The 22,731-nt window shown below is 70.8% G+C and carries 21 protein-coding genes and 1 pseudogene; 9 read left to right on the forward strand and 13 right to left on the reverse strand.

The features are described from left to right. The 4 genes and pseudogenes from VXC91_RS25105 to VXC91_RS25120 form a co-directional block, all read left to right on the forward strand. Nucleotides 1–247: pseudogene (locus VXC91_RS25105) on the forward strand (hypothetical protein); the annotation flags it as partial. 694 nt (nt 248–941) lie between these two features. Next, the gene (locus VXC91_RS25110; protein ID WP_329509598.1) at nt 942–1,199 is read left to right on the forward strand and encodes a hypothetical protein; all 258 of its coding nucleotides are present in this window, start codon (nt 942–944) and stop codon (nt 1,197–1,199) included. Between the two features lie 74 nt (nt 1,200–1,273). Beyond that, the gene (locus VXC91_RS25115; RefSeq protein ID WP_329509599.1) at nt 1,274–1,567 is read left to right on the forward strand and encodes a hypothetical protein; all 294 of its coding nucleotides are present in this window, start codon (nt 1,274–1,276) and stop codon (nt 1,565–1,567) included. Nucleotides 1,568–2,256: 689 nt separating this feature from the next. Beyond that, nucleotides 2,257–2,643, forward strand: a complete 387-nt coding sequence (locus VXC91_RS25120; protein ID WP_329509600.1) for a winged helix-turn-helix transcriptional regulator — start codon at nt 2,257–2,259, stop codon at nt 2,641–2,643. A gap of 49 nt (nt 2,644–2,692) precedes the next feature. Here the strand turns inward: VXC91_RS25120 and mutM are convergent, their stop codons facing one another. From mutM to recG, 8 genes are all read right to left on the reverse strand, one after another. Further along, nucleotides 2,693–3,553 (reverse strand): bifunctional DNA-formamidopyrimidine glycosylase/DNA-(apurinic or apyrimidinic site) lyase, encoded by an 861-nt coding sequence (mutM, locus tag VXC91_RS25125; RefSeq protein WP_329509601.1) that lies wholly within the window; start codon nt 3,551–3,553, stop codon nt 2,693–2,695. Nucleotides 3,554–3,756: 203 nt separating this feature from the next. After that, a complete protein-coding gene (gene rnc / locus VXC91_RS25130) occupies nt 3,757–4,584 on the reverse strand; it encodes a ribonuclease III (protein WP_329509602.1) in 828 nt (275 codons plus the stop codon). Nucleotides 4,585–4,603: 19 nt separating this feature from the next. Then, nucleotides 4,604–4,777, reverse strand: a complete 174-nt coding sequence (rpmF, locus tag VXC91_RS25135; RefSeq protein WP_003951102.1) for a 50S ribosomal protein L32 — start codon at nt 4,775–4,777, stop codon at nt 4,604–4,606. Between the two features lie 2 nt (nt 4,778–4,779). Further along, nucleotides 4,780–5,418 (reverse strand): YceD family protein, encoded by a 639-nt coding sequence (locus VXC91_RS25140; RefSeq protein WP_329509622.1) that lies wholly within the window; start codon nt 5,416–5,418, stop codon nt 4,780–4,782. A gap of 172 nt (nt 5,419–5,590) precedes the next feature. Beyond that, a complete protein-coding gene (locus tag VXC91_RS25145; RefSeq protein WP_329509603.1) occupies nt 5,591–6,661 on the reverse strand; it encodes an ATP synthase subunit B family protein in 1,071 nt (356 codons plus the stop codon). A 122-nt stretch (nt 6,662–6,783) separates the two neighbouring features. Continuing rightward, nucleotides 6,784–7,293 carry a pantetheine-phosphate adenylyltransferase gene (coaD, locus tag VXC91_RS25150; RefSeq protein WP_329509604.1) on the reverse strand — a complete coding sequence of 170 codons (510 nt, stop codon included), beginning with the start codon at nt 7,291–7,293 and terminating at the stop codon, nt 6,784–6,786. Further along, on the reverse strand, nt 7,290–7,877 hold the full coding sequence (gene rsmD / locus VXC91_RS25155) for a 16S rRNA (guanine(966)-N(2))-methyltransferase RsmD (protein ID WP_329509605.1): 588 nt from the start codon (nt 7,875–7,877) through the stop codon (nt 7,290–7,292). The genes coaD and rsmD overlap by 4 nt, the downstream gene beginning before the upstream one ends. 84 nt (nt 7,878–7,961) lie before the next feature. Then, nucleotides 7,962–10,166: an ATP-dependent DNA helicase RecG gene (recG, locus tag VXC91_RS25160; RefSeq protein WP_329509606.1), complete on the reverse strand. Its 2,205-nt coding sequence runs from the start codon at nt 10,164–10,166 to the stop codon at nt 7,962–7,964. A 167-nt stretch (nt 10,167–10,333) separates the two neighbouring features. On the opposite strand from recG, the gene VXC91_RS25165 reads away from it, so the two are divergent. Together VXC91_RS25165 and VXC91_RS25170 are read left to right on the forward strand one after the other, a co-directional pair. After that, nucleotides 10,334–12,181, forward strand: a complete 1,848-nt coding sequence (locus VXC91_RS25165; protein ID WP_329509623.1) for an HSP90 family protein — start codon at nt 10,334–10,336, stop codon at nt 12,179–12,181. Beyond that, nucleotides 12,178–15,075: a tetratricopeptide repeat protein gene (locus tag VXC91_RS25170; protein WP_329509607.1), complete on the forward strand. Its 2,898-nt coding sequence runs from the start codon at nt 12,178–12,180 to the stop codon at nt 15,073–15,075. The genes VXC91_RS25165 and VXC91_RS25170 overlap by 4 nt, the downstream gene beginning before the upstream one ends. A gap of 82 nt (nt 15,076–15,157) precedes the next feature. Here VXC91_RS25170 and VXC91_RS25175 read toward each other — a convergent pair whose 3' ends face one another. After that, nucleotides 15,158–16,837: a DAK2 domain-containing protein gene (locus tag VXC91_RS25175; RefSeq protein ID WP_329509608.1), complete on the reverse strand. Its 1,680-nt coding sequence runs from the start codon at nt 16,835–16,837 to the stop codon at nt 15,158–15,160. Nucleotides 16,838–17,137: 300 nt separating this feature from the next. On the opposite strand from VXC91_RS25175, the gene rpmB reads away from it, so the two are divergent. Then, nucleotides 17,138–17,323: a 50S ribosomal protein L28 gene (gene rpmB, locus VXC91_RS25180; protein ID WP_004924906.1), complete on the forward strand. Its 186-nt coding sequence runs from the start codon at nt 17,138–17,140 to the stop codon at nt 17,321–17,323. Nucleotides 17,324–17,689: 366 nt separating this feature from the next. Here rpmB and VXC91_RS25185 read toward each other — a convergent pair whose 3' ends face one another. After that, on the reverse strand, nt 17,690–18,655 hold the full coding sequence (locus VXC91_RS25185) for a thiamine-phosphate kinase (protein WP_329509609.1): 966 nt from the start codon (nt 18,653–18,655) through the stop codon (nt 17,690–17,692). A gap of 206 nt (nt 18,656–18,861) precedes the next feature. Here VXC91_RS25185 and VXC91_RS25190 point away from each other — a divergent pair, with 206 nt between their 5' ends. Both VXC91_RS25190 and VXC91_RS25195 read left to right on the forward strand, forming a co-directional pair. Continuing rightward, nucleotides 18,862–19,095 (forward strand): Lrp/AsnC family transcriptional regulator, encoded by a 234-nt coding sequence (locus VXC91_RS25190; protein WP_028802415.1) that lies wholly within the window; start codon nt 18,862–18,864, stop codon nt 19,093–19,095. 20 nt (nt 19,096–19,115) lie between these two features. Then, a complete protein-coding gene (locus VXC91_RS25195; RefSeq protein ID WP_329509610.1) occupies nt 19,116–19,601 on the forward strand; it encodes a DUF3515 domain-containing protein in 486 nt (161 codons plus the stop codon). A 16-nt stretch (nt 19,602–19,617) separates the two neighbouring features. On the opposite strand, the gene VXC91_RS25200 is transcribed toward VXC91_RS25195, so the two are convergent. Genes VXC91_RS25200 through VXC91_RS25210 form a run of 3 tightly spaced genes read right to left on the reverse strand, consistent with a single transcriptional unit; the run spans nt 19,618 to nt 22,615 of the window. Continuing rightward, nucleotides 19,618–20,775 carry a D-alanine--D-alanine ligase family protein gene (locus tag VXC91_RS25200; RefSeq protein ID WP_329509611.1) on the reverse strand — a complete coding sequence of 386 codons (1,158 nt, stop codon included), beginning with the start codon at nt 20,773–20,775 and terminating at the stop codon, nt 19,618–19,620. Between the two features lie 59 nt (nt 20,776–20,834). Then, complete coding sequence (locus VXC91_RS25205) at nt 20,835–21,845, reverse strand: NAD(P)H-dependent glycerol-3-phosphate dehydrogenase (RefSeq protein WP_329509612.1); 1,011 nt, start codon at nt 21,843–21,845, stop codon at nt 20,835–20,837. Further along, nucleotides 21,842–22,615, reverse strand: a complete 774-nt coding sequence (locus VXC91_RS25210) for a lysophospholipid acyltransferase family protein (protein WP_329509613.1) — start codon at nt 22,613–22,615, stop codon at nt 21,842–21,844. Before VXC91_RS25210 ends, VXC91_RS25205 begins: the two co-directional genes overlap by 4 nt. Nucleotides 22,616–22,731 lie beyond the last annotated feature (116 nt).

Consider the following 22,731-nt stretch of genomic DNA (forward strand, 5'->3'; position numbering starts at 1 on the left):
GTCCGAGCGATCACCAATGCGGATGGCGGAGGCGAGGATCACCCTCGGCGTTGTCGCCGCAAGGCAGGGCGACTTGGACCAGGCCGTGAACTACGGCGAGTGGGCCTTGAATGGCGACCGGCAGTCGCTGCCGTCCCTGCTCATGGTCAGCCGCGAGCTTGCAGCCATCGTCAACCGGGACTTCGCCGCCGAGCCGACAGGCCGTGAGTACCTCGGTCACCTGACCGCACTGAGCCGCACAAGCTAGAGCCTGTTACGGGTTTCTCTACCTCATCAAGCACCCGTCGTCGCTTCGCTCCTCCGGGCGGGCGCGGGCGGCCGGCGGCTCCCGCGCTCATGTCTCCGCCCCGCTCGGCACCGCCGGCCGCCCGCTCCCGCCCAAGAGGCAGGCACACAGTGCATGACGTCAGAACACGTCGTGGCTGGGGCGGTCGGCTCCACGACTTTAGCCAGCCACTTTGGCGCGAGCCTCGAAGATCATGGCCCCACATCGGGCACTAACGGGCAGGTCCACAAGCCTGCCCGATCCGCGGGCCAGCGTAAGGGGCCATGATCACTCGCGCCAAAGCAGCTCCCGGCCAAAGTCGCTACGCCGACCTAGCTGCTGACTGCCTCGTGTCAATTGCCTTCGGAAGACGGTGGGCCCAGCAGTCGTCCGGAACCAAGGCGAAAAGAGCAGGTCAATAGGGCTTAGTCGCCCGTGACCCAAAGCGTTGACGGCGTAACCCGCCGAAACGGGACGTCTCGCCAAAGGCTGACAGAGAGGGGATGGCCGAGCCCCGCCGGAACGCCGTCACCCGGATACTGGGTCTGGGGAAGCAGCGGCGACAGGCGCGGGCATACGCTTCAGGAAGGGGGTACGTGCAGGCGCGGCAGACTCCTGGGCCCCAGATCTTCGGCGACCGCTCGTACGTCCTCAACGCGTCCGCAGGAGGTACGCCATGGATCATGAGCCGTTGCCCTCCGCAGACCACGCTGAGGTCCGCATCGTCGCGGCAACGCCGGAGGTCGCTCGCCGCGTTGCACAAGTACTGCGTTGTTGTTTCGCCGCGACTGAGCAGCGCAGCTACTCAGCTGGCCGCGAAGGGGCGACCCGCCTCCACCTCACCATCGACACCTCTCATGCCGCGCAGCCCGCACAGTCCTGGCTGACGTCCAGCGAATCGTCCTTCGAGCACGATCCCAGAGACGAGGTCTGACCAGACGGTGAGAGCCGCACAGCCGCCCCCAATCATCGCCCGCATCGTCGACCAGAAGCCCTGGAGCGACAGCCATGACGACACTCCGTGAACGCAAGACCTACCGAAAAGCGGTTCTCCAATCTCTGTACGGGGCTGTCGAACGCAATCGCCCCGAGGTCAGTGGAGCGACACTCCGCGGCGAGCTCCACGTGTCCGACGAAGACCTCGCTGCGGCCTGCGCCTACCTTGTCGGCGAAGGTCTGATCACTGTCGACTGGACATCGCACGAAACCCCCGCCACCGTCTCGCTGACTCATGACGGCATCCGGTTCATGGAGGAGAAAGAAGAGTCGGGAGCCGCCACTCACGGTGACCAGATCCGCTGAGCTTCCGTAAGCCATGAAGAGCTTGGTGTTCCAGCCCCCAGCCACCTGACGATCGCCTCACCGTGGCACGCGTCATTGCCAGAGAGATCGTGGACGGCACGATTGCTCCAGCCGACGGAGCATGGTTGATCGGCTGGCGCTGTTGGGAGCCAGAGCCCGATCGCTCCGCTCCCCTGGCAGTATTCATGGGGCTTGCCAGCACGTGCGAAGACGACCCGGAGCACCGTGCGGAGTATGAGCGAGAGATCCGTCGTGAGGCACAAGGACTGAGCGCCACTGCCGACGACCACGGACGCTGAGGAGTTCACTGGGCGCCTCGCTTCTGCCGCCCGGGCCGTCTCTGGGCCGTGCGGGGGTGCTCAACGGCGACCAACGCTGACAACCATCGACAGCTAAGTCGCAGGTCGCAGCTTTGATCGATTATTCGGACGCAGGTCAGGAACCCGGCCCATCACTTCTTCGGCTACTGAGGACTCCGCGGGTCGGACAGCTGGACTGCCCCGTCCGGCTCCGGGCCGTCGCCGGTCGCAGGCGTGCAGCCCAATGTGCGATCAGCGGCGGTCCGTACGGGCACCGTCCCCGACCTTGCCGCTCTTGCGGTCCGGCCCGGGGTCGGATGGTCGGCCACTGCACTGTCTCCCGGTTAGCGCAACCTGCCGGTCAGTGCCCTGGTCGCGTACGCTTCGCACATGACCACGGTGCAGGAGCGCAGCCTTCCCTACGACGTCTTCTCCAAGGTGTGCCCGTCACGGGGCACGCTGGAGCATGTCACGGGCCGCTGGGGGGCACTCACGCTCGGTGCTCTGCACGAGGGCTCGTTCCGGTTCAATGAACTGCGTCGGCGGGTCGACGGCGTCAGCGAGAAGATGCTCTCCCAGACCCTCCATGCACTGGAGCGCGACGGGCTCGTGCACCGCGAGGCCCAGGCCACGAACCCGCCACGTGTGGACTACGAACTCACCCCGCTGGGCCACGAGGTCGCTGAGCGCCTGCTGGCCCTCATCCGCTCGCTGGAGGGGCACATGGACGAGGTGCTCCACGCCCGCCGCCGGTACGACGAGAAACGGGCCGGCTAGCCGTCCGCACTGTGCGACGTCCACGACGCCACGTCCATGCGCAGGGCGTCTACGGCAGGGCCCGCGGCGTTTGCTGGCACTTCGGGCAGAAGTAGCTGGACCGGTTCATCCACGGACGGCGGCGCATCGGCGTGGTGCAGCGCCGGCAGGGCTGTCCCTCGCGGCCGTAGGCGTCCAGCGACCGGTCGAAGTAGCCCGACTCTCCGTTGACGTTGACGTAGAGGCTGTCGAAGCTCGTGCCGCCCACGGCGAGCGCGGCGTTCATCACGTCCCGTACATGGCCGAGGAGTTCGGCGGTACGCGGCCGGGTGAAGTTCGCGGTGGGGCGCTCGTAGTGGATGCGGGTGCGCCAGAGGGCCTCGTCCGCGTAGATGTTGCCGACGCCGCTGATCAACGACTGGTCGAGCAGGGCCCGCTTGATGGTGGTGCGCTTGCGGCGCAGCGCCTGGTGGAAGGCATCGTCGTCGAAGAGCGGGTCGAGGGGGTCACGGGCGATGTGCGCGATGACGTCGGGAAGCCCGTCGGCGCCGATGTCGTGCAGCGAGAGACCGCCGAACGTCCGCTGGTCGACGAAGCGCAGTTCGGTGCCGAGGGCGTCGTCGAACCGGAGGCGGATGCGGAGGTGCTTCTCCTGCGCGGTCTCGTGCGGCCGGACGAGGAGCTGACCGCTCATGCCGAGGTGGGCCAGGATCGCCGTGTCGGTGGTCTCCACCGGGATCCAGAGGTATTTGCCGCGCCGGCTGGGCATGCCGAAGCGCTGCCCCTTCAGCCGGTGCGCGAAATCCTCGCCGCCCGCGGTGTGCCGCCGCACGGCGCGCGGATGCAGCACCTCGACGTCGGCGACGGTCCGGTGGGCCACCCAGCGCTCCAGGCCGCGCCGCACGACTTCGACCTCGGGCAGCTCGGGCACGGGGTTCCTCCGGAAGCGTGAACAGGGACGACGTCCGCAGCGTACCTCGCGATCAGGGGCCCACGGCGATCTCCTTCGAGCCGCCCCGGCGAGCGGTCACCCGGCTCGCCTGCCCGGGCCCGGAGAGCGGTGGACCCGCTGCGGGAAATACGTCACGGACCCCGCCCGGTGTACGCCGGGCGGGGTCCGTGACGATGAAGGATTCAGGCCGTGGCGGGATCGCCCGCCGGGGCCGAAGCGGTGCCGGTGCCCCCGTCGGGGGACCCCTTCGCCTCGGCCTCCGCCTTGGCGCGCTCGTCCGCAGCCGTGCGGATGGAGCGCCAGGCCGACTCCGCGGCTTGCTGCTCCGCCTCCTTCTTGCTGCGGCCGGTGCCGGTGCCGTACGAGACGCCTCCGACGCGGGCGGCAGCAGTAAAGGTCTTCTCGTGGTCCGGGCCGGTCTCCGTGACCAGGTACTCGGGCACGCCGAGCCCCTCGGTCGCGGTCAGCTCCTGGAGACTCGTCTTCCAGTCCAGGCCGGCACCGAGATTCGAGGACTTCTCGATCAGCGGGTCGAACAGGCGGTGCACCAGGTCCGCCGCCGAGTCCAGGCCCTGATCGAGATAGACAGCGCCGATCACCGCTTCGAGGGTGTCGGCAAGGATGGACGCCTTGTCCCGGCCGCCCGTGCCCTCCTCGCCCCGGCCGAGCCGGATGAAGGAGCCAAGGTCGAGCCCGCGGCCCACCTCCGCCAGCGCACGCGAGTTGACCACCGCGGCCCGCAGCTTGGCCAGCTGGCCCTCGGGCAGGTCGGGGTGGGTGCGGTACAGCGTGTCGGTGACGACGAGCCCGAGGACGGAGTCCCCGAGGAACTCCAGTCGCTCGTTCGTCGGCAGACCGCCGTTCTCGTACGCGTACGAACGATGGGTGAGGGCACGCACCAGAAGGGCGGACTCGACCTTGTAGCCGAGCCGCCCTTCCAGAAGCGTGTGGGACGAGGCTGTGTTCTCCGCCTTTTTCCTGGCGCTTGGATCCGCCGTGGCGTCAGACATCAGACCTCTCACCAGCCGCTCAGACCTCGAGGACCTGACGCTTGTTGTAGGTGCCGCACGACGGGCACGCGATGTGCTGCTGCTTGGGCTCGTGGCAGCGCTCGCACGCAACCAGGGTGGGGACCGCAGCCTTCCACTGCGACCGGCGGTGGCGCGTGTTGCTGCGCGACATCTTCCGCTTCGGAACAGCCACGGCTACTTCTCCTGCTTCTCGTCGACGCCCGCTTCGGCGCCGCTCATCTCGTCCTTCTCGCCGTCCGTCATGGTGTCGGCGAGTCCCTGCAGTGCCGCCCAACGAATGTCGACGGCGTCGTGGTGGTGGTCCGGGTCGTCCGCGAGCCGCGCTCCGCACTCGGAGCACAGGCCCAGGCAGTCTTCCCGGCACACCGGCTGCATCGGCAGTGCGAGCACCACCGCATCGCGCAGCAGAGGTTCGAGGTCGAAGAGTCCGTCCTCGAGGAAGAACCTGTCCTCGTCGTCCTCGGCGTCGTCGCCCGGTTCCGCGATCACACGGCCCCGGTCGTCGGCGTCAGGGTACGAGAACAGTTCCTGGAAGTCCGCTTCGAGCTCCAGCTCCAGCGGCTCCAGACACCTTACGCACTCCCCCTCGGCCGATGCACGGGCGGTGCCTGTGACGAGCACCCCTTCCATGACCGACTCGAGTCGGAGTTCGAGCTCCACCGGGGCGCCTTCCGGCACTCCGACGACCCCTTGGATACCGAAGTCCTTCGGTGCCTCGACCGTGCGGGTCAGGCGCTGCAACGCACCAGGACGCCGCCCCAGCTCGTGTGTGTCGAACACGAGGGGCTTGCGGTGGTCGAGACGGGCGTTCAGGGCCGTTCCTGCTTTCGGTCTTCAGGCTCCGAGGGGATGCCGCTCCGTCGGGTTCCGGGCAGCATTGATCGCGGACAGTACGCGCGCGACCGAAGAGCCAGGATACTGGACCTTTCGCTCACGGCCCAATCCGGTGTTCGGAGCACCCCCGGGGCCCGCCCACCGGGGACGCTCAGTGACCGCCGTGCCCCTGTTCGTAGGCACGCAGCTGCTCGGCGCTGATCATGCTGGTGTCGAAGAGGCTGGTCTCGTCGAGGGCGTTGGGCTGGGCGTACTCCTGCCCGCCCTGCTGCTGGCCGTACATGGCCTGCTGGTCGTACCCCTGCATCTGCTGCTGGTAGGCGGCGTAAGGATCGGCCTGCTGGTAGCCGTAGGCGTCCTGCTGGACGTAAGTCTGCTGGTATCCGTACTGATCGGTCTGCTGGTAACCGTACGGGTCCTGCTGCTGGGCGTAGGCCGGCTCGGCCTGCTGGGCGGGGCTCGCGGGAGCCTGGGCGGGGACCTCCGGGGCCTGGGCCGGTGCGTCGGCCAGGGCCGCGAGATCGGCCAGGTAGTCGGCGTCGCTGGAGTGCTGGACGGTCGTGGTGTCGTCGGCGAGTGCGCCGAGGTCGTCGGTGGCGATCCTGCCCTGCAGCTTCTGGCGGCCCTTGCCGACGGCATCCAGGGTCTTGGCGAGGACGGCCTCGAAGGCGCCGAGCTTGGCGTCCACGTACGCGTCGGCGTCACGGCGCAGGGTCTCGGGGTCGTGGCTGCGCTCGGGGGCGTCCTCGTCCTCGTAGCCCTGCTCGTCGAGCCCGGGACCGGTGCCGAGGAGCTTCTCGCGTCCCCGGCCGACCGAACCGAGCGTCTTGGTCAGGACGACCTCGAAGTTGGCGAGCTTGGAGTCGACGTAGTCGTCGGCCTCGGCACGGACCTCCTCGGCCTCCTGGCGGGCCTCGGTGAGGATGCGGTCGGCCTCGTTCTGGGAGCGACGGGCGACCTCGGTGTCGGAGATCAGTGAGCCGCGCTCGGCGTGCGCGCTCTCGATGATCCGCTCGGCCTCCTGCCGCGCCCTCTCGACCATGAACTCGCGGTCGCCGATCAGTTCCTGGGCCTCGGCCAGGGAGCCGGGCAGCGCCGCGCGTACCTCCTCGAGCATCGAGAGCAGCTCGGCGCGGTTGACCACGCACGAGGCCGACATGGGCATCGACCGGGCGCTGGAGACCACCGCGACGATCTCGTCGAGCTTCTTCTGCACGTCCACCGTGTGCTCGCCACTCTCTACAGCTGTGATGAAGACGGACGGATCGACTCTACGACCACTGCTGCCCTGCCCGACACCGAGTGACGGACTGTCAGGCCCCGGGGGATGCCCCGTGGACGCTCTCAGTCCTTCCTGAGGCGCTTGTCCAGGGCCTCCAGGACGGCCGGGGGGACCAGGTGCGAGACGTCCCCGCCCCAGGCCGCGACCTCCTTGACCAGCGAGGAGGACAGGAAGCTGTAGGTGGGGTTGGTGGGGACGAAGAGGGTCTCCACACCTGACAGGCCGTTGTTCATCTGGGCCATCTGCAGCTCGTAGTCGAAGTCGCTGACGGCGCGCAGCCCCTTGACGATGGCGGGGATGTCACGCTGCTTGCAGAAGTCGACGAGGAGGCCGTGGTGGGACTCCACGACGACGTTCTCGTACTCGGCGGTGACCTGGCGGATCAGCTCGATCCGCTCCTCGATGCCGAAGAGGCCCATCTTCGACTGGTTCACCATCACCGCGACGTAGACCTCGTCGTACAGCCTGGAGGCGCGGGCAATGATGTCGAGATGTCCGTTGGTGATCGGGTCGAACGACCCGGGACAGACGGCGCGGCGCACTTGTGATCCCTCGCTCTCCGGTCCGGTCATCGTGCGTCTTCGCACGTAGAGGCGGCGCGACCGTACCAAAACGTGCCCTCGCCGTAGCGACGGGCCCGGATCGCGTCGAAGCCGTCCGGCCACCGGAATTCTCCGCCTCTGGTGCTGCGCTCCACGGTGACGACGGCATCGGCCGCGAGCCAGCCCCCGGTGCGGAGTGTGAGCAGAATCTCGCGAAGATCGTCGTCGGAGACCGCGTACGGCGGGTCGAGGAAGACGATGTCGTAAGGCTGTGCCGGCGCCGGGCTGTGGATGATCTGTTCTGCTTTGCCCGCCTTGACGTCGGCTCCCGGGAGTCCGAGCGCCCGCACGTTCTCACGGACGGTGCGCACGGCCCGGGCATCGGCCTCGACGAGGAGGGTGTGGCCCGCCCCGCGGGACAGCGCCTCCAGACCGACGGCGCCCGACCCGGCGTACAGGTCGAGGACGCGCTCGCCGTCCAGCGGCCCGCCGAGGAGGGACTGCCAGGTCGAGAAGAGTCCCTCGCGCGCCCGGTCGGACGTGGGACGGGTGCCGTTCCCGGGCGGGACGGCCAGACGGCGTCCGCCGGCCCGGCCGGCGATCACGCGGGTCATCTCTTCGGTCCTTGTCGGTGTGAGGGTGTGCCACGGGCGGCTGTGCCCCTCCAGTCTCGCAGCCCGAGGCCCGTCACCGCTCGGTCACCCCTTGTCCAGATACTGCTCCCGCTCCTCGTCGAGCAGGGCGTCCAGGGCCGTGCGCAGGCCGGGCAGGTGGTCCAGTTCCGGATCGGCGGCGACCACCGCGGTGGCCTCCTCGCGGGCCTCGGCGATGATCTCCTCGTCGTCGATGACGGCGAGCACGCGCAGCGAGGAGCGGGCGCCCGACTGGGCCTGGCCGAGAACGTCACCCTCACGGCGCTGTTCGAGGTCGATGCGGGAGAGCTCGAAGCCGTCGAGGGTGGAGGCCACGGCGTTCAGCCGCTGACGTGCCGCGCTCGCCTCCGGCATGTCGGTGACCAGAAGGCAGAGACCGGGCGCCGAGCCACGCCCGACCCGGCCGCGCAACTGGTGGAGTTGCGAGACGCCGAAGCGGTCGGCATCCATGATCACCATCGCGGTGGCGTTCGGGACATTGACGCCGACCTCGATGACCGTCGTCGCCACCAGGACGTCGGTCCCGCCGGCGGCGAACCGGCGCATCACCGCATCCTTGTCGTCGGGCGGCATCCGGCCGTGCAGCACCTCGACCCGCAGGCCCTGGAGGGGCCCCTTGGCGAGCTGATCGGCCACGTCGAGGACGGCGAGCGGGGGGCGCTTCTCCGCCTCGTCCTCCGGCGACTTCCTCGCCTTCTTCATGTCGTCCTCGTCGTCCCCGATCCGGGGGCAGACCACATAGGCCTGGTGACCGTTCGCGACCTCCTCCCGCACGCGTTCCCAGGCACGCGCCAGGAAGTGCGGCTTGTCGGCCGACGGCACCACATGGCTGGCGATCGGGGAGCGTCCGGCCGGAAGCTGATCGAGGACGGAGGTCTCCAGATCGCCGAATACGGTCATGGCGACGGTCCGAGGAATGGGCGTGGCCGTCATCACCAGCAGGTGCGGCGGCTGTTTGCCCTTGCCGCGGAGTGCGTCCCGCTGCTCGACGCCGAACCGGTGCTGTTCGTCCACCACGACCAGCCCCAGGTCGTGGAACTGCACCTTGTCCTCGATCAGCGCATGGGTGCCGATCACGATCCCGGCCTCCCCGGTGACGAGGTCGAGCAGCGCCTGCCGCCGCGCGGCCGCCCCCATGGAGCCCGTCAGCAGCACGACCTTGGTGGCCTGCTCGGCCCCGCCCAGCATCCCGCCCTCGGCCAACTCCCCCATCATCTCGACGATCGACCGGTGGTGCTGCTGGGCGAGCACCTCGGTGGGCGCCAGCATGGCGGCCTGCCCGCCCGCGTCGACGACGGCGAGCATGGCGCGCAGCGCCACCAGGGTCTTGCCCGAACCGACCTCTCCCTGGAGCAGCCGGTGCATCGGGTGTTCGGTCGCCAGGTCGTGGAAGATCTCCCTCGAGACCTTCCGCTGGCCCTCGGTGAGCGTGAAGGGGAGGTCGGCGTCGAAGGCCGCCAGCAGGCCGTCGGGCGCTGGGACTCGGGCCACCGCGGGGAGTTGTGCGTCCGCGCGGCGGCGGCGGGCCAGGGCGACTTGGAGGACGAACGCCTCGTCCCACTTCAGGCGGTTGCGGGCGTCGGCGATGTCCCCCTTGGTGTGCGGGCGATGGATCTTGAGGAGGGCTTCGGGCAGGGAGACCAGGGCCCGGCCCTCGCGGAGGGGGGCCGGCAGCGGGTCGAGCGCCTCCTGGGCGCTCGGCAGCACCGTCTGGATCGACTTGGCGATCTTCCAGGACTCCAGCTTGGCCGTGGCCGGGTAGATCGGGATCAGCGCGCCCGCCCAGCTGTCCACCGTCTCGGAGACATCCTCGCCGCGGAGCAACTCGTAGGCCGGATGGGCCAGTTGCAGTCGACGGTTGAAGACCGAGACCTTGCCCGCGAACAGTGCGCGGGTCCCCGGCAGGAGTTCCTTGTGGGGCTTGTGCACGCCGTTGCCGAAGAAGACAAGTTGGAGGCGGCCGCTGCCGTCGGTGATCGTCACCTCCAGGCGCTGGCCCTTGCCGCGGGGGGCCTTGGCCGAGGCGAAGGTGTGCAGGCGGGCGTCGGCGACCTGAGCGACCACCGTGACGTGCTCGTCCATGGGGAGGTCGGCGAGGTGGGTGAGCTGACCGCGCTCCTCGTACCTGCGCGGGTAGTGGTGGAGCAGGTCTCCGACGGTGTGCAGGCCGAGGTGCTCGGCCATCACCTTCGCGGTGGCGGGGCCGAGCACCTTCTTCAGCGGTTCTTCCAGTGCGGGCACGAGATCCATTGCACACCACGGCACCGACAACCCCGTATAGGTCTCGCAAATCCGCTGGTCAGCGGGGTGGCTTGCGGCCTAGGATGACCCATCTCCGGCTCGCCCCGCGGTCACCGCCCCACCGGGACCGCCCGACCCCGCGCCGTCGACCATCCCCCACCCACGGCGCCGTGACGATGGACTCCCAGACCTCACAGTCATCCCAAGCACCTCAGTCACCTCACACACCTCATACGTTCCAGGTCGACCTGCGCGGTCTGGTGGACCTGCTCTCCCATCACCTCTACTCGAGCCCCAAGGTCTATCTGCGCGAGTTGCTGCAGAACGCCGTGGACGCCATCACCGCCCGCCGCGCCGAGCAGCCGGACGCGCCTGCCAGGGTCCGGCTGTACGCGGAAGGCGCCGGCCTGCGCGTCGAGGACTCGGGCGTCGGGCTCACGGAGTCGGACGTGCACGGTCTCCTCGCCACCATCGGACGCAGCTCGAAGCGGGCCGACGGCATCCAGGAGGCCCGCTCCGACTTCCTGGGGCAGTTCGGCATCGGGTTGCTGGCGTGCTTCGTCGTCGCCGAACGCATCCGGGTGGTCAGCCGCAGTGCCCGTACGCCGGATGCCGCGCCCGTGGAGTGGACGGCCACCGACGACGGGTCCTATGTCGTGCGGACCCTGCCCGACGAGGCCCGGCGCGAGCCCGGCACCACGGTGTACCTGGAAGCGCGTCCCGGCGCCGCCGACTGGCTCTCCCCGGACCGGGTGCGCACCCTGGCCCGGGACTTCGGTTCGCTGCTGCCGTACGACGTCCGCGTCGGCGACGAGGCGATCGCGGACCTGCCCGCGCCGTGGGACCGCGCCTACCCCTCCCCGGCCACCCGGAGGGTGGCCCTGGCACGCCACTGTCACGACCTGTTCGGATTCACTCCGCTGGACTCGATCGACCTGGACGTGCCGCTCGCCGGGATCCGCGGCGTGGCGTACGTCCTGCCGACCGCGGTCAGCCCCGCCCAGCGGGCGAGCCATCGCGTGCACCTGAAGGGCATGCTGCTCACCGAGCGGGCCGAACAGCTGCTGCCCGACTGGGCGTTCTTCGTCCGCTGTGTGCTCGACACGGACAGTCTGCGGCCCACGGCGTCACGCGAGTCGCTGTACGAGGACGAGACACTGGCGGGGGTGCGCGAGGCACTCGGGGAACGCATCCGGTCCTGGCTGACGAGGCTCGCGGCCGGTGACCCGGAACGTCTCGCGGCCTTCCTCTCCGTGCACTACCTGGGCGTGAAGTCGCTCGCACGGCACGACAAGGAGATGCTGCGCACGATGCTGCCGTGGCTCCCCTTCGAGACGACGGACGGACGGCTGTCCCTGGAGGAGTTCGCACAACGGCATCCGGTCGTGCACTTCACACGGAGCGTCGAGGAGTACCGACAGGTCGCCCCGATCGCCTCCGCGCAGGGCATCGGCGTGGTCAACGGCGGCTACACGTACGACAGCGAGCTGGTGGAAGCGCTGCCGTCGGTGCGCCCGGGGACGGTGGTCGCGGAGCTGGACGCGGACACCGTGACCGCCCACCTGGACGCGGTGGACCCGTCCGAGGAACTCGCGCTGTCGTCGTTCCTCGCGGCCGCGCGCGCCAGGCTCGACCCGCTGGGCTGCGACGTCGTGCTCCGCGCTTTCCACCCCCTCTCGGTGCCCGCGCTGCACCTGGACGACCGGGCGGCCCGGCACGAGCAGGCCCGAGCGGACGCCGAGGAGCAGGCCGACGACCTGTGGTCGGGCATCCTGGGATCGCTGCGGGGCAGCGCGCCACGGGCCCGGCTGGTCCTCAACCATCTCAACCCGCTGATCCGCAGGATCGGGTCCCTTCAGGACCCGGAACTGATCGGCACCGCCACCGAGTCCCTCTACGGGCAGGCCCTGCTGATGGCGCAGCGCCCTCTGCGGCCCACCGACTCCGCGCTGCTCAACCGCGCCTTCATCGGCCTCCTCGAATGGGCCACCCACACCAACTCCACGGAGGACGGCCCCCGATGAGCCAGGTCATGGATTTCGACTCGCTGCGCCGGGCGATGGCGGACAACTACGAGCAGCCGGAGGGCCCGGCGCGCAACGCGCGCGCCGAGCAACTGCTCGTGGAGGCGGAGAAGCTGAACATCCCGCTGGCCGTGATCGAGGCGCTCGGGCACCAGCTGAAGGTCTACAACTACAGCTCCGAGAAGGACAAGATGTTCGTCCCCTTCGCGCGTCTGCTGCGCATGTGGGACGAGCGCCCGGAGGACTTCGACGCGTACGAGACCCATACGCTGCACTGGGTCTTCAAGTGGATGTCGGCGGGCATGCTGGGCCAGCCGCACATCCCGCTCGCCTCCATGGAGAAGTGGCTCGGCGAGATGGAGCACCGCTACCGGCTGGCCGGGCACTCCGAGCGCGCCGTGCGCAGCGCGGAGTTCAACATCGCCGCGCACGTCGGGGACCTGGAGCGCGCCGATCGGGCGTATGCGGCCTGGCTGGCCGCCGACCGTGACGACATGGCCGACTGCCAGGCGTGCGAACTGCACGACCAGGGGTGGTGGCAGGCCCACAAGCGCGACGACGAGCAGGCGCTCCATCTGTGGCGGCCGGTCCTGGAGGGCGAGCACGTCTGCGCCCACGAGCCGCACGCCGTGCTGGCCTCCTCCCTGCTTCCGCTGCTGCGGCTGGGCCGCCTGGACGAAGCCCGGGCGCACCACCTGCGCGGCTTCCGGCTCGTGCGGGCCATGGAGAGCATGCGCAGCGCGTACGCGGACCATGTGGAGTTCTGCGCGCTGAGCGGCAACGAGGCCCGCGGCCTTGAACTCCTCGCCGAGCGGCCGGCGTACTTCACGGGCTCCGGGGAACCGCGCAGCAAGCTGGACTTCCTGGCCGTGACGGCCCTGCTGATGGACCGGCTGGTCGAGCGGGGGTTCGCCGACCAGGCGGTGCCGGGCCCGGCGGGCCGGGAGTGGACCGCGAGGGAACTCGCCGTCCACGCGCGTGAGGAGGCGCTGGCGTTCGCCGCCCGCTTCGACGCACGCAACGGGACGTCGTACGTCAGCGAGGGCACCCGGGAGCGGATGGACCGGCGCCCGCTGGTGGAGCGGCTGCCGCTGGGAGTGCGCACGGCCCGTCCGGCGCCCGTGCCGACCCCGCCGCCGGCCGCCCCGGCCCAGGAGCGGGATCTTCCGGATCTGCTCGCCGAGGCCCGGCGGCTGTCGCGGGCCCTCCACCCTGGCTCCCTGGACGCATGGGCGGCGGTGGCGCGCGCTGCGGAGGGCCGGGAGCTGGACGTCCGGGACCGCGCGGACCTCGTCGACCACGAGGCGATGAGCCGGGGTCCGGAAGGCGTCGAGTTGTTCGAGCGGGCGGCCGAGCTGTACGCCGAGGCGGGCGACCCGGGTGAGGCGCTGGCGGCACGCGCGCGCGGAGCGTTCGTCCGCGCCTTGACGGGTCAGGCCGTCGAGGCGCTGGAGACGGTCACCGGACTGCGTGAGCAGGCGCTCGCCCTCTTCGAGGCGGACCGCACGGGCGTACGGCAGACGGCGTCCGTGCTCGTGGGGCGCGCCCGCATCCTGACGCACCGGTTGCGCGAGGGCGAGGCATCCGCGGCGGCCGCGGAGGAGGCCGCGCGCGAGCTGCTGGCGTTCGCCGGGCCGCACACCGCGGAAGTGCGCCTTGCGTACCGGGCCGCCGAGGCGAAGGCCCTGCTCGGAGAGCTGGCGGTGCACGCCGGTGACGTCGAGGGCGGTGCCCGGCTGCTGGCGCAGGCGGCAGAGGAGTACGTGGCGGCGGGCCTGCCCTGGTTCGCGGTGGAGCACGAGGTGCGGCTGTCCCGGATCTCCCGGCAGCTCGGCGACGCGGAGACGGCGCAGGACGCGGCCGGCGCGGCGCTGGAGCACGGGCGGGACCATCTGGAGCCCGCCGTGCAGGCCCAGCTGCGCCTGGAGCTGGCGGAGGCGCTCGGAGCGTCCGGCGCTTTCGCGCAGGCCGCCGAGCATGCCCTCGAGGCGGCGCACTGGGCGGACGAGGCGGGTGAGGCCACGACGCTGGGCGCATGGGCGCGGCACCAGCTGGGCGGTTTCCTGCTCCGCGAGGGGCGTTTCGCGGAGGCGGCCGAGGTGCTGGAGTCGGCACTGCCGGATCTGACCGCCGAGACACACGGCGACGGGGCCATCGTGCAGACGCAGTGGTGGCTCGGCGACTGTCTCACCGAGTTGGGCGAGCACCGTGCGGCGGCCGAGCAGTGGTTGCGGGCCGCGGAGCTCGCCCGGCACTGGCCGGAGCAGCGCGACCACGCGATGCTGGCCCACCTGGCCGCCGAGGCGCTCGGGCGCGCCGAGCTGCCCGCGGAGGCGGACCGGGCCTACGCCCGCGCCGTCGACCTGTGGCGCGAGCTGGGCAACACGCATGGTCTGGTGCGCGGCCTGCGCGCCCGCGCATGGCTCGCCGCCGACGAGGACGCGGGCCTGGGCGCGGCCCGGGAGCTGATGGCGGAGGCGGCGCGGGAGTGCGCCTCGGCGGCGGCCGCCGCCGAGGACACCGAGGCGCGTGACCGCCTGACCGGCGAGCTCGGCCATTCGCAGCGTCAGTTCGGCGAAGTGATCGCCCGGTCGGTCGGTGACGGCGCCGACGAGGAGGCGGTGCGCACGGCGTTCACGGAAGCCCTGACACACATCACGGAGGCGATCGCGGCCTTCGCCTCCCTGGGCGCGGACGCCCTCGACGCCCGTACCGGCGCGGAGTTGGCCGCGGGCCGGCTTGAGGCCGACCTCGGCCGCCCGGACGCGGCGTCGGCACGCGCGCGTGCCGTGCTGTCGGCGTACGAGAACGCCGACGGCGACGAGACGGCCCGGGCGCGGCGTGCGGAGGCCGAGCGGATGCTCGAGCTGATGCAGGCGAACCGGCAGCGATGAAGTGCGCAGGGCGCCCGCCGCCGGGGCGGGCACCCTGCGGCATCCCGGGCGCTTGGGCCCTGCGAAGGCGACGAGGTCGGCGCTACTCCACGCCGATCAGCAGCAGCGATCCCTGGCGGCCGCCCTGGTACACCACCGTGTCGACCGCCAGGTACGACTCGCGCACCCGGGACTCCAGATGCGCCGCGATCAACTCCGGGGCCTCGTCGCCCAGGACCAGGGTGACCAGCTCGCCGCCGGCCGCGAGCATGCGGTCGAGGACCGTCTCCGCCGCGGCCGTGACGTCCGAGCCGATGACCGCGACGTCCCCGTCGATCAGGCCGAGGACGTCGCCGGCCTGGCAGATGCCGGCCGTCGTCCAGGACTGCCGTTCCGCCACGGCGACCTCGGCGTACCTGGTCGCCCCCGCCGCCGACGTCATCGCGACGACGTCCTCGTCGAAACGCCGCTCCGGCTCGTGCACAGCGACCGCCGCGATGCCCTGCACCGCGGACCTGGTCGGGATCAGCGCCACGCGGACCCCCTCGGTGCGCGCCTGCTCGGCCGCGGCGGCCGCGGTGTGGCGCAGATCCGCGTCGTTCGGCAGCAGCACCACCTCGCGTGCGTGCGCCCGCCGTATCCCCTCCACCAGTTCCCCGCTCGCGAGCGGCTCCCCGGCCCGGGCGAGCACAGTGGTCGCCCCGGCCTCCCGGTACAGCGCGGCCAGGCCCTCGCCCGGCACGACGGCCACCACCGCGCGCTGGACGCGCTCGCGCGGCGGCCGTCCGGTTCGCGCGGTGTGCACGTCCCCGGCCGCGAAGTGCGTGATCCTGATCCGGTGCGGGCGCCCGGCCTCGATCCCCGCCTCGACGGCGGCGCCCGCGTCGTCCACGTGCACGTGCACGTTCCACAACCCGTCCCCGCCGACCACGACGAGGGAGTTCCCCAGGGCGTCGAGCCGCTGCCGCAGCCGTGCCACGGCCGCGTCGTCGGCCTCCAGAAGGTAGATCACCTCGTAGGCGGGCCCGCCCTGTGCGTCGGGGACGTCGGCGCAGTTCTCGGGAACGGCCCGCGTGCCGTCGTCCACGCGCTGGTGGACGAGGCGGCCCGATCCCTCCGGGATCCGCGGCGCCTCTCCCGTGAACGTCTCGACCAGGGCCGCGAGCACCGTCACGAGCCCCCGGCCACCCGCGTCGACCACACCGGCGCGCTCCAGGACCGCGAGCTGCCCGGGCGTCGCCGCGAGGGCCGTCCGCGCCCCCTCGTACGCCGCCCGTGCGACCCCGCCGCAGTCGTCCTCGACCCCGGTGACCGCGTCCGCGGCGGCCGTGGCGACACTCAGGACCGTGCCCTCCACGGGATGTGCGACGGCATCCCGCGCCGAGTCGGCCGCCCGTCGCAGCGCGAGCCGCAGCCCCTGCTCGTCGGTGTGAGCGGTCTCACCGTCGGCCGCGAGCACCTGTGCCATGCCCCGCAGCAGCTGCGCCAGGATCGTCCCCGAGTTCCCGCGGGCCCCGATGAGCGCGCCGTGCGCCATGGCCCGCACGGCGTCGGCGAGCGTCGGGCGCTGCGCGCCGCCCGCCTCGTACCCGGCGAAGACGGCCTCGACGGCGGCGGCGGCAGACTCCACGGTCAGATAGAGGTTCGTGCCGGTGTCCCCGTCGGCCACGGGATAGACGTTGATCGCGTCGATCTCCTCACGCGCCCGCCCCAGCGCCTGGAGCGCGAGACCGCACCAGGTGCGCACCGCGAGAGCATCCAATGGCTGCGGCACCTGCGCCACCTGCGCCTCCTTGACCTGCTGGACGTGGGAGGCAGCGTAGACCCAGAGGGGTCACGGGCCGGAAGAGGGCCGGACGGGCGCCCGGCACGAGACATCGCGGCCCCGGGGCAGGCGGTCCGGAGCCGGGGCGTGTCCCGGGACGGGCATGGTAGTTTCGTTGTACGGGCGCAGCCGTTGTATGCTGCTCCGGTTGCCCGATCCAATCGGGCCTTCCCCTGGCAGAGCCACTCAGATCGTACGATCTCGATCCCGGCATGCCGGGATCAACCGTAAGTGCATCTGAAGTCTTTGGAGTGACCCGTGGCTGCCAACTGCGACGTCTGCGGCAAGGGGCCGGGCTTCGGCAACAACATCTCGCACTCGCACCGCCGTACGCCCCGTCGCTGGAACCCGAACATCCAGCGTGTGCGTACCGTGGTGGGCGGGACGCCGAAGCGCGTGAACGCTTGCACCTCGTGCATCAAGGCCGGCAAGGTCTCGCGCTGACGCCAGTTAAGCGCGCGGCCACCGCTGGTTCGCTGCACTGAGCCGGTCCACGAGCGTGGACCGGCTTTTTGCTGTGCCCACGCGGTCACGGCCTGTCAGAATCCGGCGCATGCGCTTGGGCATCCTCGGTTCCCCCTCACCGACGGCTCTCGCATCCCGTACACCGTCCTGACCGCGCTGGGCGTGCGCGAGGGCTTCCGGGGGCGCGCCGGAGACGCCGTGGAACGGCTCCTCGCCGTGCCGGCGGAGCGTAGGCCGCTGCCGGTGCTCGACAACTGCGAGCATCTCGGCGGGCGTCGGCCTCCCGGGATGCCGACATCCGCCGGGCGACCCCGCGCTCCCACGGGCACAATGCGCTCGGGCGCCCTACGACTCGATGCCCCCGAAGTGGTCCCAGCCCCCCTTGCTGGTCCACGGCGCCCCGTCGACGGTCACCTGGGGCAGGGCCGACGGGTTGAGCACCTCGCCGATCACCTTCCAGCGCGCCGGCAGCTTCACGTCCCGCGGGAAGGTCGCCACGATCGCGTGGTCCTCGCCGCCGGTGAGCACCCACTGGATGGGGTCGACGCCCACGGCCTGCCCGATGTCATTCATCTGGGAGGGGATGTCGATGGCGCCCGAGCGGATGTCGATCCGCACCTTGCTCGCCTCCGCGATGTGCCCGAGGTCGGCGATCAGTCCGTCGCTGACGTCGCACATCGCGGTCGCGCCGAGCCCCGCTGCGGCCGGACCCGCGTGGTACGGCGGTTCCGGGCGCCGGTGCGCCTCGACGAACGCGCGCGGTGAGCGGAAACCGCGCGAGAGCACCGCGTGTCCGGCCGCGGACCAGCCCAGCCAGCCGGTGACGGCGACCACGTCGCCGGGCTGGGCGCCCGCCCGGATCACCGGCTCGTGGTTGCGCAGGTCGCCGAGCGCAGTGATCGAGATCATGATCGTGTCCCCGCGGACGACATCGCCGCCCACCACGGCCGCACCCGCCACCTGGCACTCGTCGCGCAGGCCGTCCATCAGTTCGGTGGGCCAGGTGACGGGGAGGTCGGCGGGGACGACGAGACCGAGCAGCAGCGCGGTCGGCACGGCGCCCATCGCGGCGATGTCCGCGAGGTTCTGTGCGGCCGCCTTGCGACCGACGTCGTACGCGGTGGACCAGTCGCGGCGGAAGTGCCGTCCCTCCAGGAGGATGTCGGTGCTCGCCACCACCCTGCGATCGGGCGCGGCGACCACCGCGGCGTCGTCGCCGGGGCCGATCCGCACCGCCGGGGTGGTGGTGAGCCGGGAGGTGAGCTCCCTGATGAGCCCGAACTCGCCGAGCTCGCCCACGGTGCCCTTCATCGTCGTACGTCCCCTTCTGTTCCCTGCCGCGCCCGGTCGCGAGCCTGCGTCGACCTCGGTACGGTCGAGTCGACCGTCAACTTGTGTCGCCGGTGTTCCCCGGCGCTCACGCCACAGCCCCCGCGGGTCTCCCCGCGGCGAGCGGCGACGCGATACCGTGGCGTCCCTTCTCCCCACATGATCCTCGTGGCCGCCCTGGAGGTTCCGTGGTACAGGCGTACATCCTGATCCAGACGGAGGTCGGCAAAGCGTCGACCGTCGCCGAGACGATCAGCAAGATCCCTGGGGTCATCCAGGCCGAGGACGTGACGGGTCCTTATGACGTCATCGTGCGCGCCCAGGCCGACACCGTCGACGAACTCGGCCGCATGGTGGTCGCGAAAGTTCAACAAGTGGACGGCATCACCCGCACTCTGACCTGCCCGGTGGTGCACCTGTAGCCCCCGTCTACGCTTGGCCGGTGCGCTTCTTCTTCCGTCACCGGCTCCTAGGTCTGCCCGCCCTCGCCCTGCTGATCGCGACGGCGGGCTGTTCCTCGAGCGACGACACTCCCTCGGCCGCGGTTCCCAGTCCGGACACGAAGGTCACGAAGCTGTGCCGGAACCTGGTCAAGATGCTGCCGCGGGAGGTGGACGGCCTCGACCGGAACGATCCCGAGCCCCGGTCCGCGCTGACGGCGGGTTGGGGAAGCCCGGCGATCATACTGCGCTGCGGGGTGGCAAGGCCTGCGGAGATGGACGACCCGGAGGCGGACGGTGTGGAGGCGAACGGGGTCGGCTGGCTCCTGGAGCAGCGGGACGACGGCTCGTTCCGCTTCACCACGACGCTGCGCACGGCGTACGTCGAGGTGAGCCTGCCCAAGGCACACACCGGCGACGGCGTGGCGCCGCTCGTCGATCTGGCGCCTGCCGTCAAGGAGGCGATCCCCCAGGGGATCGCCTCCTGAGCGCCGCCCGGATTGGCTAGCGCAGGCCGGTCGAACGACGCAGGGCCGCCTGGATCAGGCGGTCCACCAGCTCGGCGTAGCTGATCCCGCTCGCCTGCCACATCTGCGGATACATGGAGATCGGCGTGAAACCGGGCATCGTGTTGATCTCGTTGATCACGAACTCCCCGTCCTCGGCGAGGAAGAAGTCCGCGCGCACCAGGCCTTCGCAGGAGGCCGCCTCGAACGCGTCCACCGCGAGACGCCGGACCTCGGCGGTCTGCTCGTCGGTCAGCGGGGCGGGGACGATGCCGGGCGTCGAGTCGATGTACTTCGCCTCGAAGTCGTAGTAGGCGTGCGCGTCCGGCGGCGGGATCTCGGCCGGCACCGAAGCACGCGGCCCGTTCTCGAACTCCAGGACGCCGCACTCGATCTCGCGGCCGCGCACGGCCGCCTCCACGAGGATCTTCGGGTCGTGCCGCTGGGCTTCGGCGATCGCCTCGTCCAGTCCCCCGATGTCGTCGACCTTGGTGATGCCGATCGACGAGCCCGCGCGCGCGGGCTTCACGAACAGCGGCCAGCCGTGTTCCCCTGCGAAGTCGATGATCTTCTTGCGGGCGGCCGACGCGTCGCGCTCCCACTCGCGCGGCCGGATCACCACGTACGGGCCGACCTTGAGCCCGAAGGAGGTGAACACCCGCTTCATGTACTCCTTGTCCTGGCCGACGGCCGAGGCGAGCACGCCCGAACCCACGTACGGCACACCGGACAGCTCCAGGAGGCCCTGGAGGGTGCCGTCCTCGCCGTACGGGCCGTGCAGCACCGGAAAGACGACGTCGATCTCGCCCAGCGCCTTCGGCACCGAACCGGGCTCGCTGTAGACGACTTCGCGGCTCGCGGGGTCGACGGGCAGCACCACAGCGCCGTCGTGGGACTCGGCGAGCTCCTCGACGGTGGGCGTACGGCGGTCGGTGATCGCCATGCGCTCGGGTTCGTCGGCCGTGAGCGCCCAACGGCCGTCCCGGGTGATGCCGATCGGCAGGACGTCGTACTTCGTCCGGTCGATGGCGCGCAGCACGGCGCCGGCGGTGACCATGGAGATCCCGTGTTCGGAGCTGCGGCCACCGAAGACGACGGCGACGCGCGGCTTGCGAGGCGGCTGCTCAGGGCTCTGGGGGAGGTTCTCGGTGCTCATATCGCGATGAGAGTACCCGTAGGCAGTGCCCTGAGGCAGCGTCCGACAAGCGCCGTCGCTCAGCGTCGTTCCGGCTTCGCGCTGCGCGACATCAGCTCTTTGAGCGCGACCACCGGCGGCTTGCCCTCGTGGACGATGCCGACGACCGTCTCCGTGATCGGCATGTCGACGCCGTGCCGACGGGCCAGATCCAGCACGGACTCACAGGACTTGACGCCCTCGGCGGTCTGCTTGGTGACCGCGATGGTCTCCTCCAGCGTCATGCCCTTGCCGAGGTTGGTCCCGAAGGTGTGGTTGCGTGACAGCGGCGAGGAGCAGGTGGCCACCAGGTCGCCCAGACCCGCAAGTCCCGAGAAGGTCAGCGGGTCGGCGCCCATCACCAGGCCGAGCCGTGTGGTCTCCGCGAGCCCGCGCGTGATGAGCGAGCCCTTGGCGTTGTCGCCGAGGCCCATGCCGTCCGCGATGCCGACCGCCAGCCCGATGACGTTCTTGACCGCACCGCCGAGTTCGCAGCCGACGACGTCGGTGTTGGTGTACGGCCGGAAGTACGGCGTGTGGCAGACGGTCTGCAGCCGCTGCGCGACGGCCTCGTCGGTGCAGGCGACCACGGCGGCGGCCGGCATGCGGGCGGCGATCTCCCGGGCCAGGTTGGGTCCGGTGACCACGGCGACGCGTTCCGGGACGACCTTGGCGACGTCCTCGATGACCTCGCTCATCCGCATGGCGGAACCGAGTTCGACGCCCTTCATCAGCGAGACGAGGACCGTGCGCGGTGCGAGCAGGGGTGCCCATTCGGCGAGGTTCCCGCGCAGGGTCTGCGACGGAACCGCGAGTATCGTGAAGTCGGCCCCGTGCGCCGCCTCGGCAGGGTCCGTGGTGGCCCGCAGGTGCTCGGGGAGTTCGACGCCCGGCAGGTAGTCCGGGTTCGTACGGGTGGAGTTGACCGCCTCGACGAGCTCGGCGCGGCGCGCCCACAGGGTGACGTCGCACCCGGCGTCGGCGAGCACCATGCCGAAGGCCGTCCCCCATGATCCCGTTCCGAACACGGCCGCCTTGACCGGCTTGCTCACTGGCCCTGCCCCTCCTTCTCCCGTGCCTTCCCCTGCTCGGCGGCGCTCCGGCGGCGCTGTTCGATGCGCACCTCACGCGGGTCGTACGGCTTCTCGGGCGCCTTCTCACCGCGGAGCTGCTCCAGCTGGCGGGTGATGGCGGCCATGATGGCCTCCGTCGCCTCCTTCAGCAGCTCGGGGGACATCTCCTTGTCGTAGAAGCGCGTGAGGTCGACGGGCGGACCGGCGAGCACGTGGTGCGTCTTGCGCGGGAAGATATGGGGCTTCTTGGCGTACGGCGGCAGCAGCTCGTTGGCCCCCCACTGGGCGACGGGGATGACCGGGCACTTGGTCTGCAGGGCGACACGGGCCGCACCGGTCTTGCCGGTCATGGGCCAGCCGTTCGGGTCGCGGGTGAGGGTGCCCTCGGGGTAGAAGGCGACGCACTCGCCGCTCTCCACGGCGTCGATCGCGGCCCGGAAGGCACTGAGCGCGTCCGTGCTCTCGCGGTAGACGGGGATCTGGCCGGTGCCGCGCATCACGGCGCCGACGAATCCCTTCTTGAAAAGACCGCTCTTCGCCAGGAAACGAGGAACGCGCCCGGTGTTGTACTGAAAGTGCCCGTAGGCGAACGGATCCACATGCGAATTGTGGTTCACCACGGTGATAAATCCACCCTCGGCCGGAATGTTCTCCATTCCGCGCCAGTCCCGCTTGAGCAGAACCAACAGCGGCGGTTTGCCGAGGACCGCTGCGAAGCGGTACCAGAAGCCGATTCTGCGGCGGGGCACGCGGACACCTTCCTCTAGGGACCCGGCACAAGGCCTGGCACTGGGGCTGTGGGCCGCACAAGTGTCACCCCCGGCCGCCCGTCTGTCGAGAACACCGTACGCCCGAGCGTCACCGA

It is taken from the genome of Streptomyces chiangmaiensis, from assembly GCF_036281785.1.
In the GTDB taxonomy this organism is placed as follows: Bacteria; Actinomycetota; Actinomycetes; order Streptomycetales; family Streptomycetaceae; genus Streptomyces; species Streptomyces chiangmaiensis.

Bases quoted from the DNA above. Each gene is read 5' to 3' on its own strand.
- VXC91_RS25110 (WP_329509598.1), top strand. From the start codon at position 942: ATGGATCATGAGCCGTTGCCCTCCGCAGACCACGCTGAGGTCCGCATC.
- VXC91_RS25115 (WP_329509599.1), top strand. From the start codon at position 1,274: ATGACGACACTCCGTGAACGCAAGACCTACCGAAAAGCGGTTCTCCAA.
- VXC91_RS25120 (WP_329509600.1), top strand. From the start codon at position 2,257: ATGACCACGGTGCAGGAGCGCAGCCTTCCCTACGACGTCTTCTCCAAG.
- rnc (WP_329509602.1), bottom strand. From the start codon at position 4,584: ATGTCTGACGCCACGGCGGATCCAAGCGCCAGGAAAAAGGCGGAGAAC.
- coaD (WP_329509604.1), bottom strand. From the start codon at position 7,293: ATGACCGGACCGGAGAGCGAGGGATCACAAGTGCGCCGCGCCGTCTGT.
- rsmD (WP_329509605.1), bottom strand. From the start codon at position 7,877: ATGACCCGCGTGATCGCCGGCCGGGCCGGCGGACGCCGTCTGGCCGTC.
- recG (WP_329509606.1), bottom strand. From the start codon at position 10,166: ATGGATCTCGTGCCCGCACTGGAAGAACCGCTGAAGAAGGTGCTCGGC.
- VXC91_RS25165 (WP_329509623.1), top strand. From the start codon at position 10,334: ATGGACTCCCAGACCTCACAGTCATCCCAAGCACCTCAGTCACCTCAC.
- VXC91_RS25170 (WP_329509607.1), top strand. From the start codon at position 12,178: ATGAGCCAGGTCATGGATTTCGACTCGCTGCGCCGGGCGATGGCGGAC.
- VXC91_RS25185 (WP_329509609.1), bottom strand. From the start codon at position 18,655: ATGAAGGGCACCGTGGGCGAGCTCGGCGAGTTCGGGCTCATCAGGGAG.
- VXC91_RS25200 (WP_329509611.1), bottom strand. From the start codon at position 20,775: ATGAGCACCGAGAACCTCCCCCAGAGCCCTGAGCAGCCGCCTCGCAAG.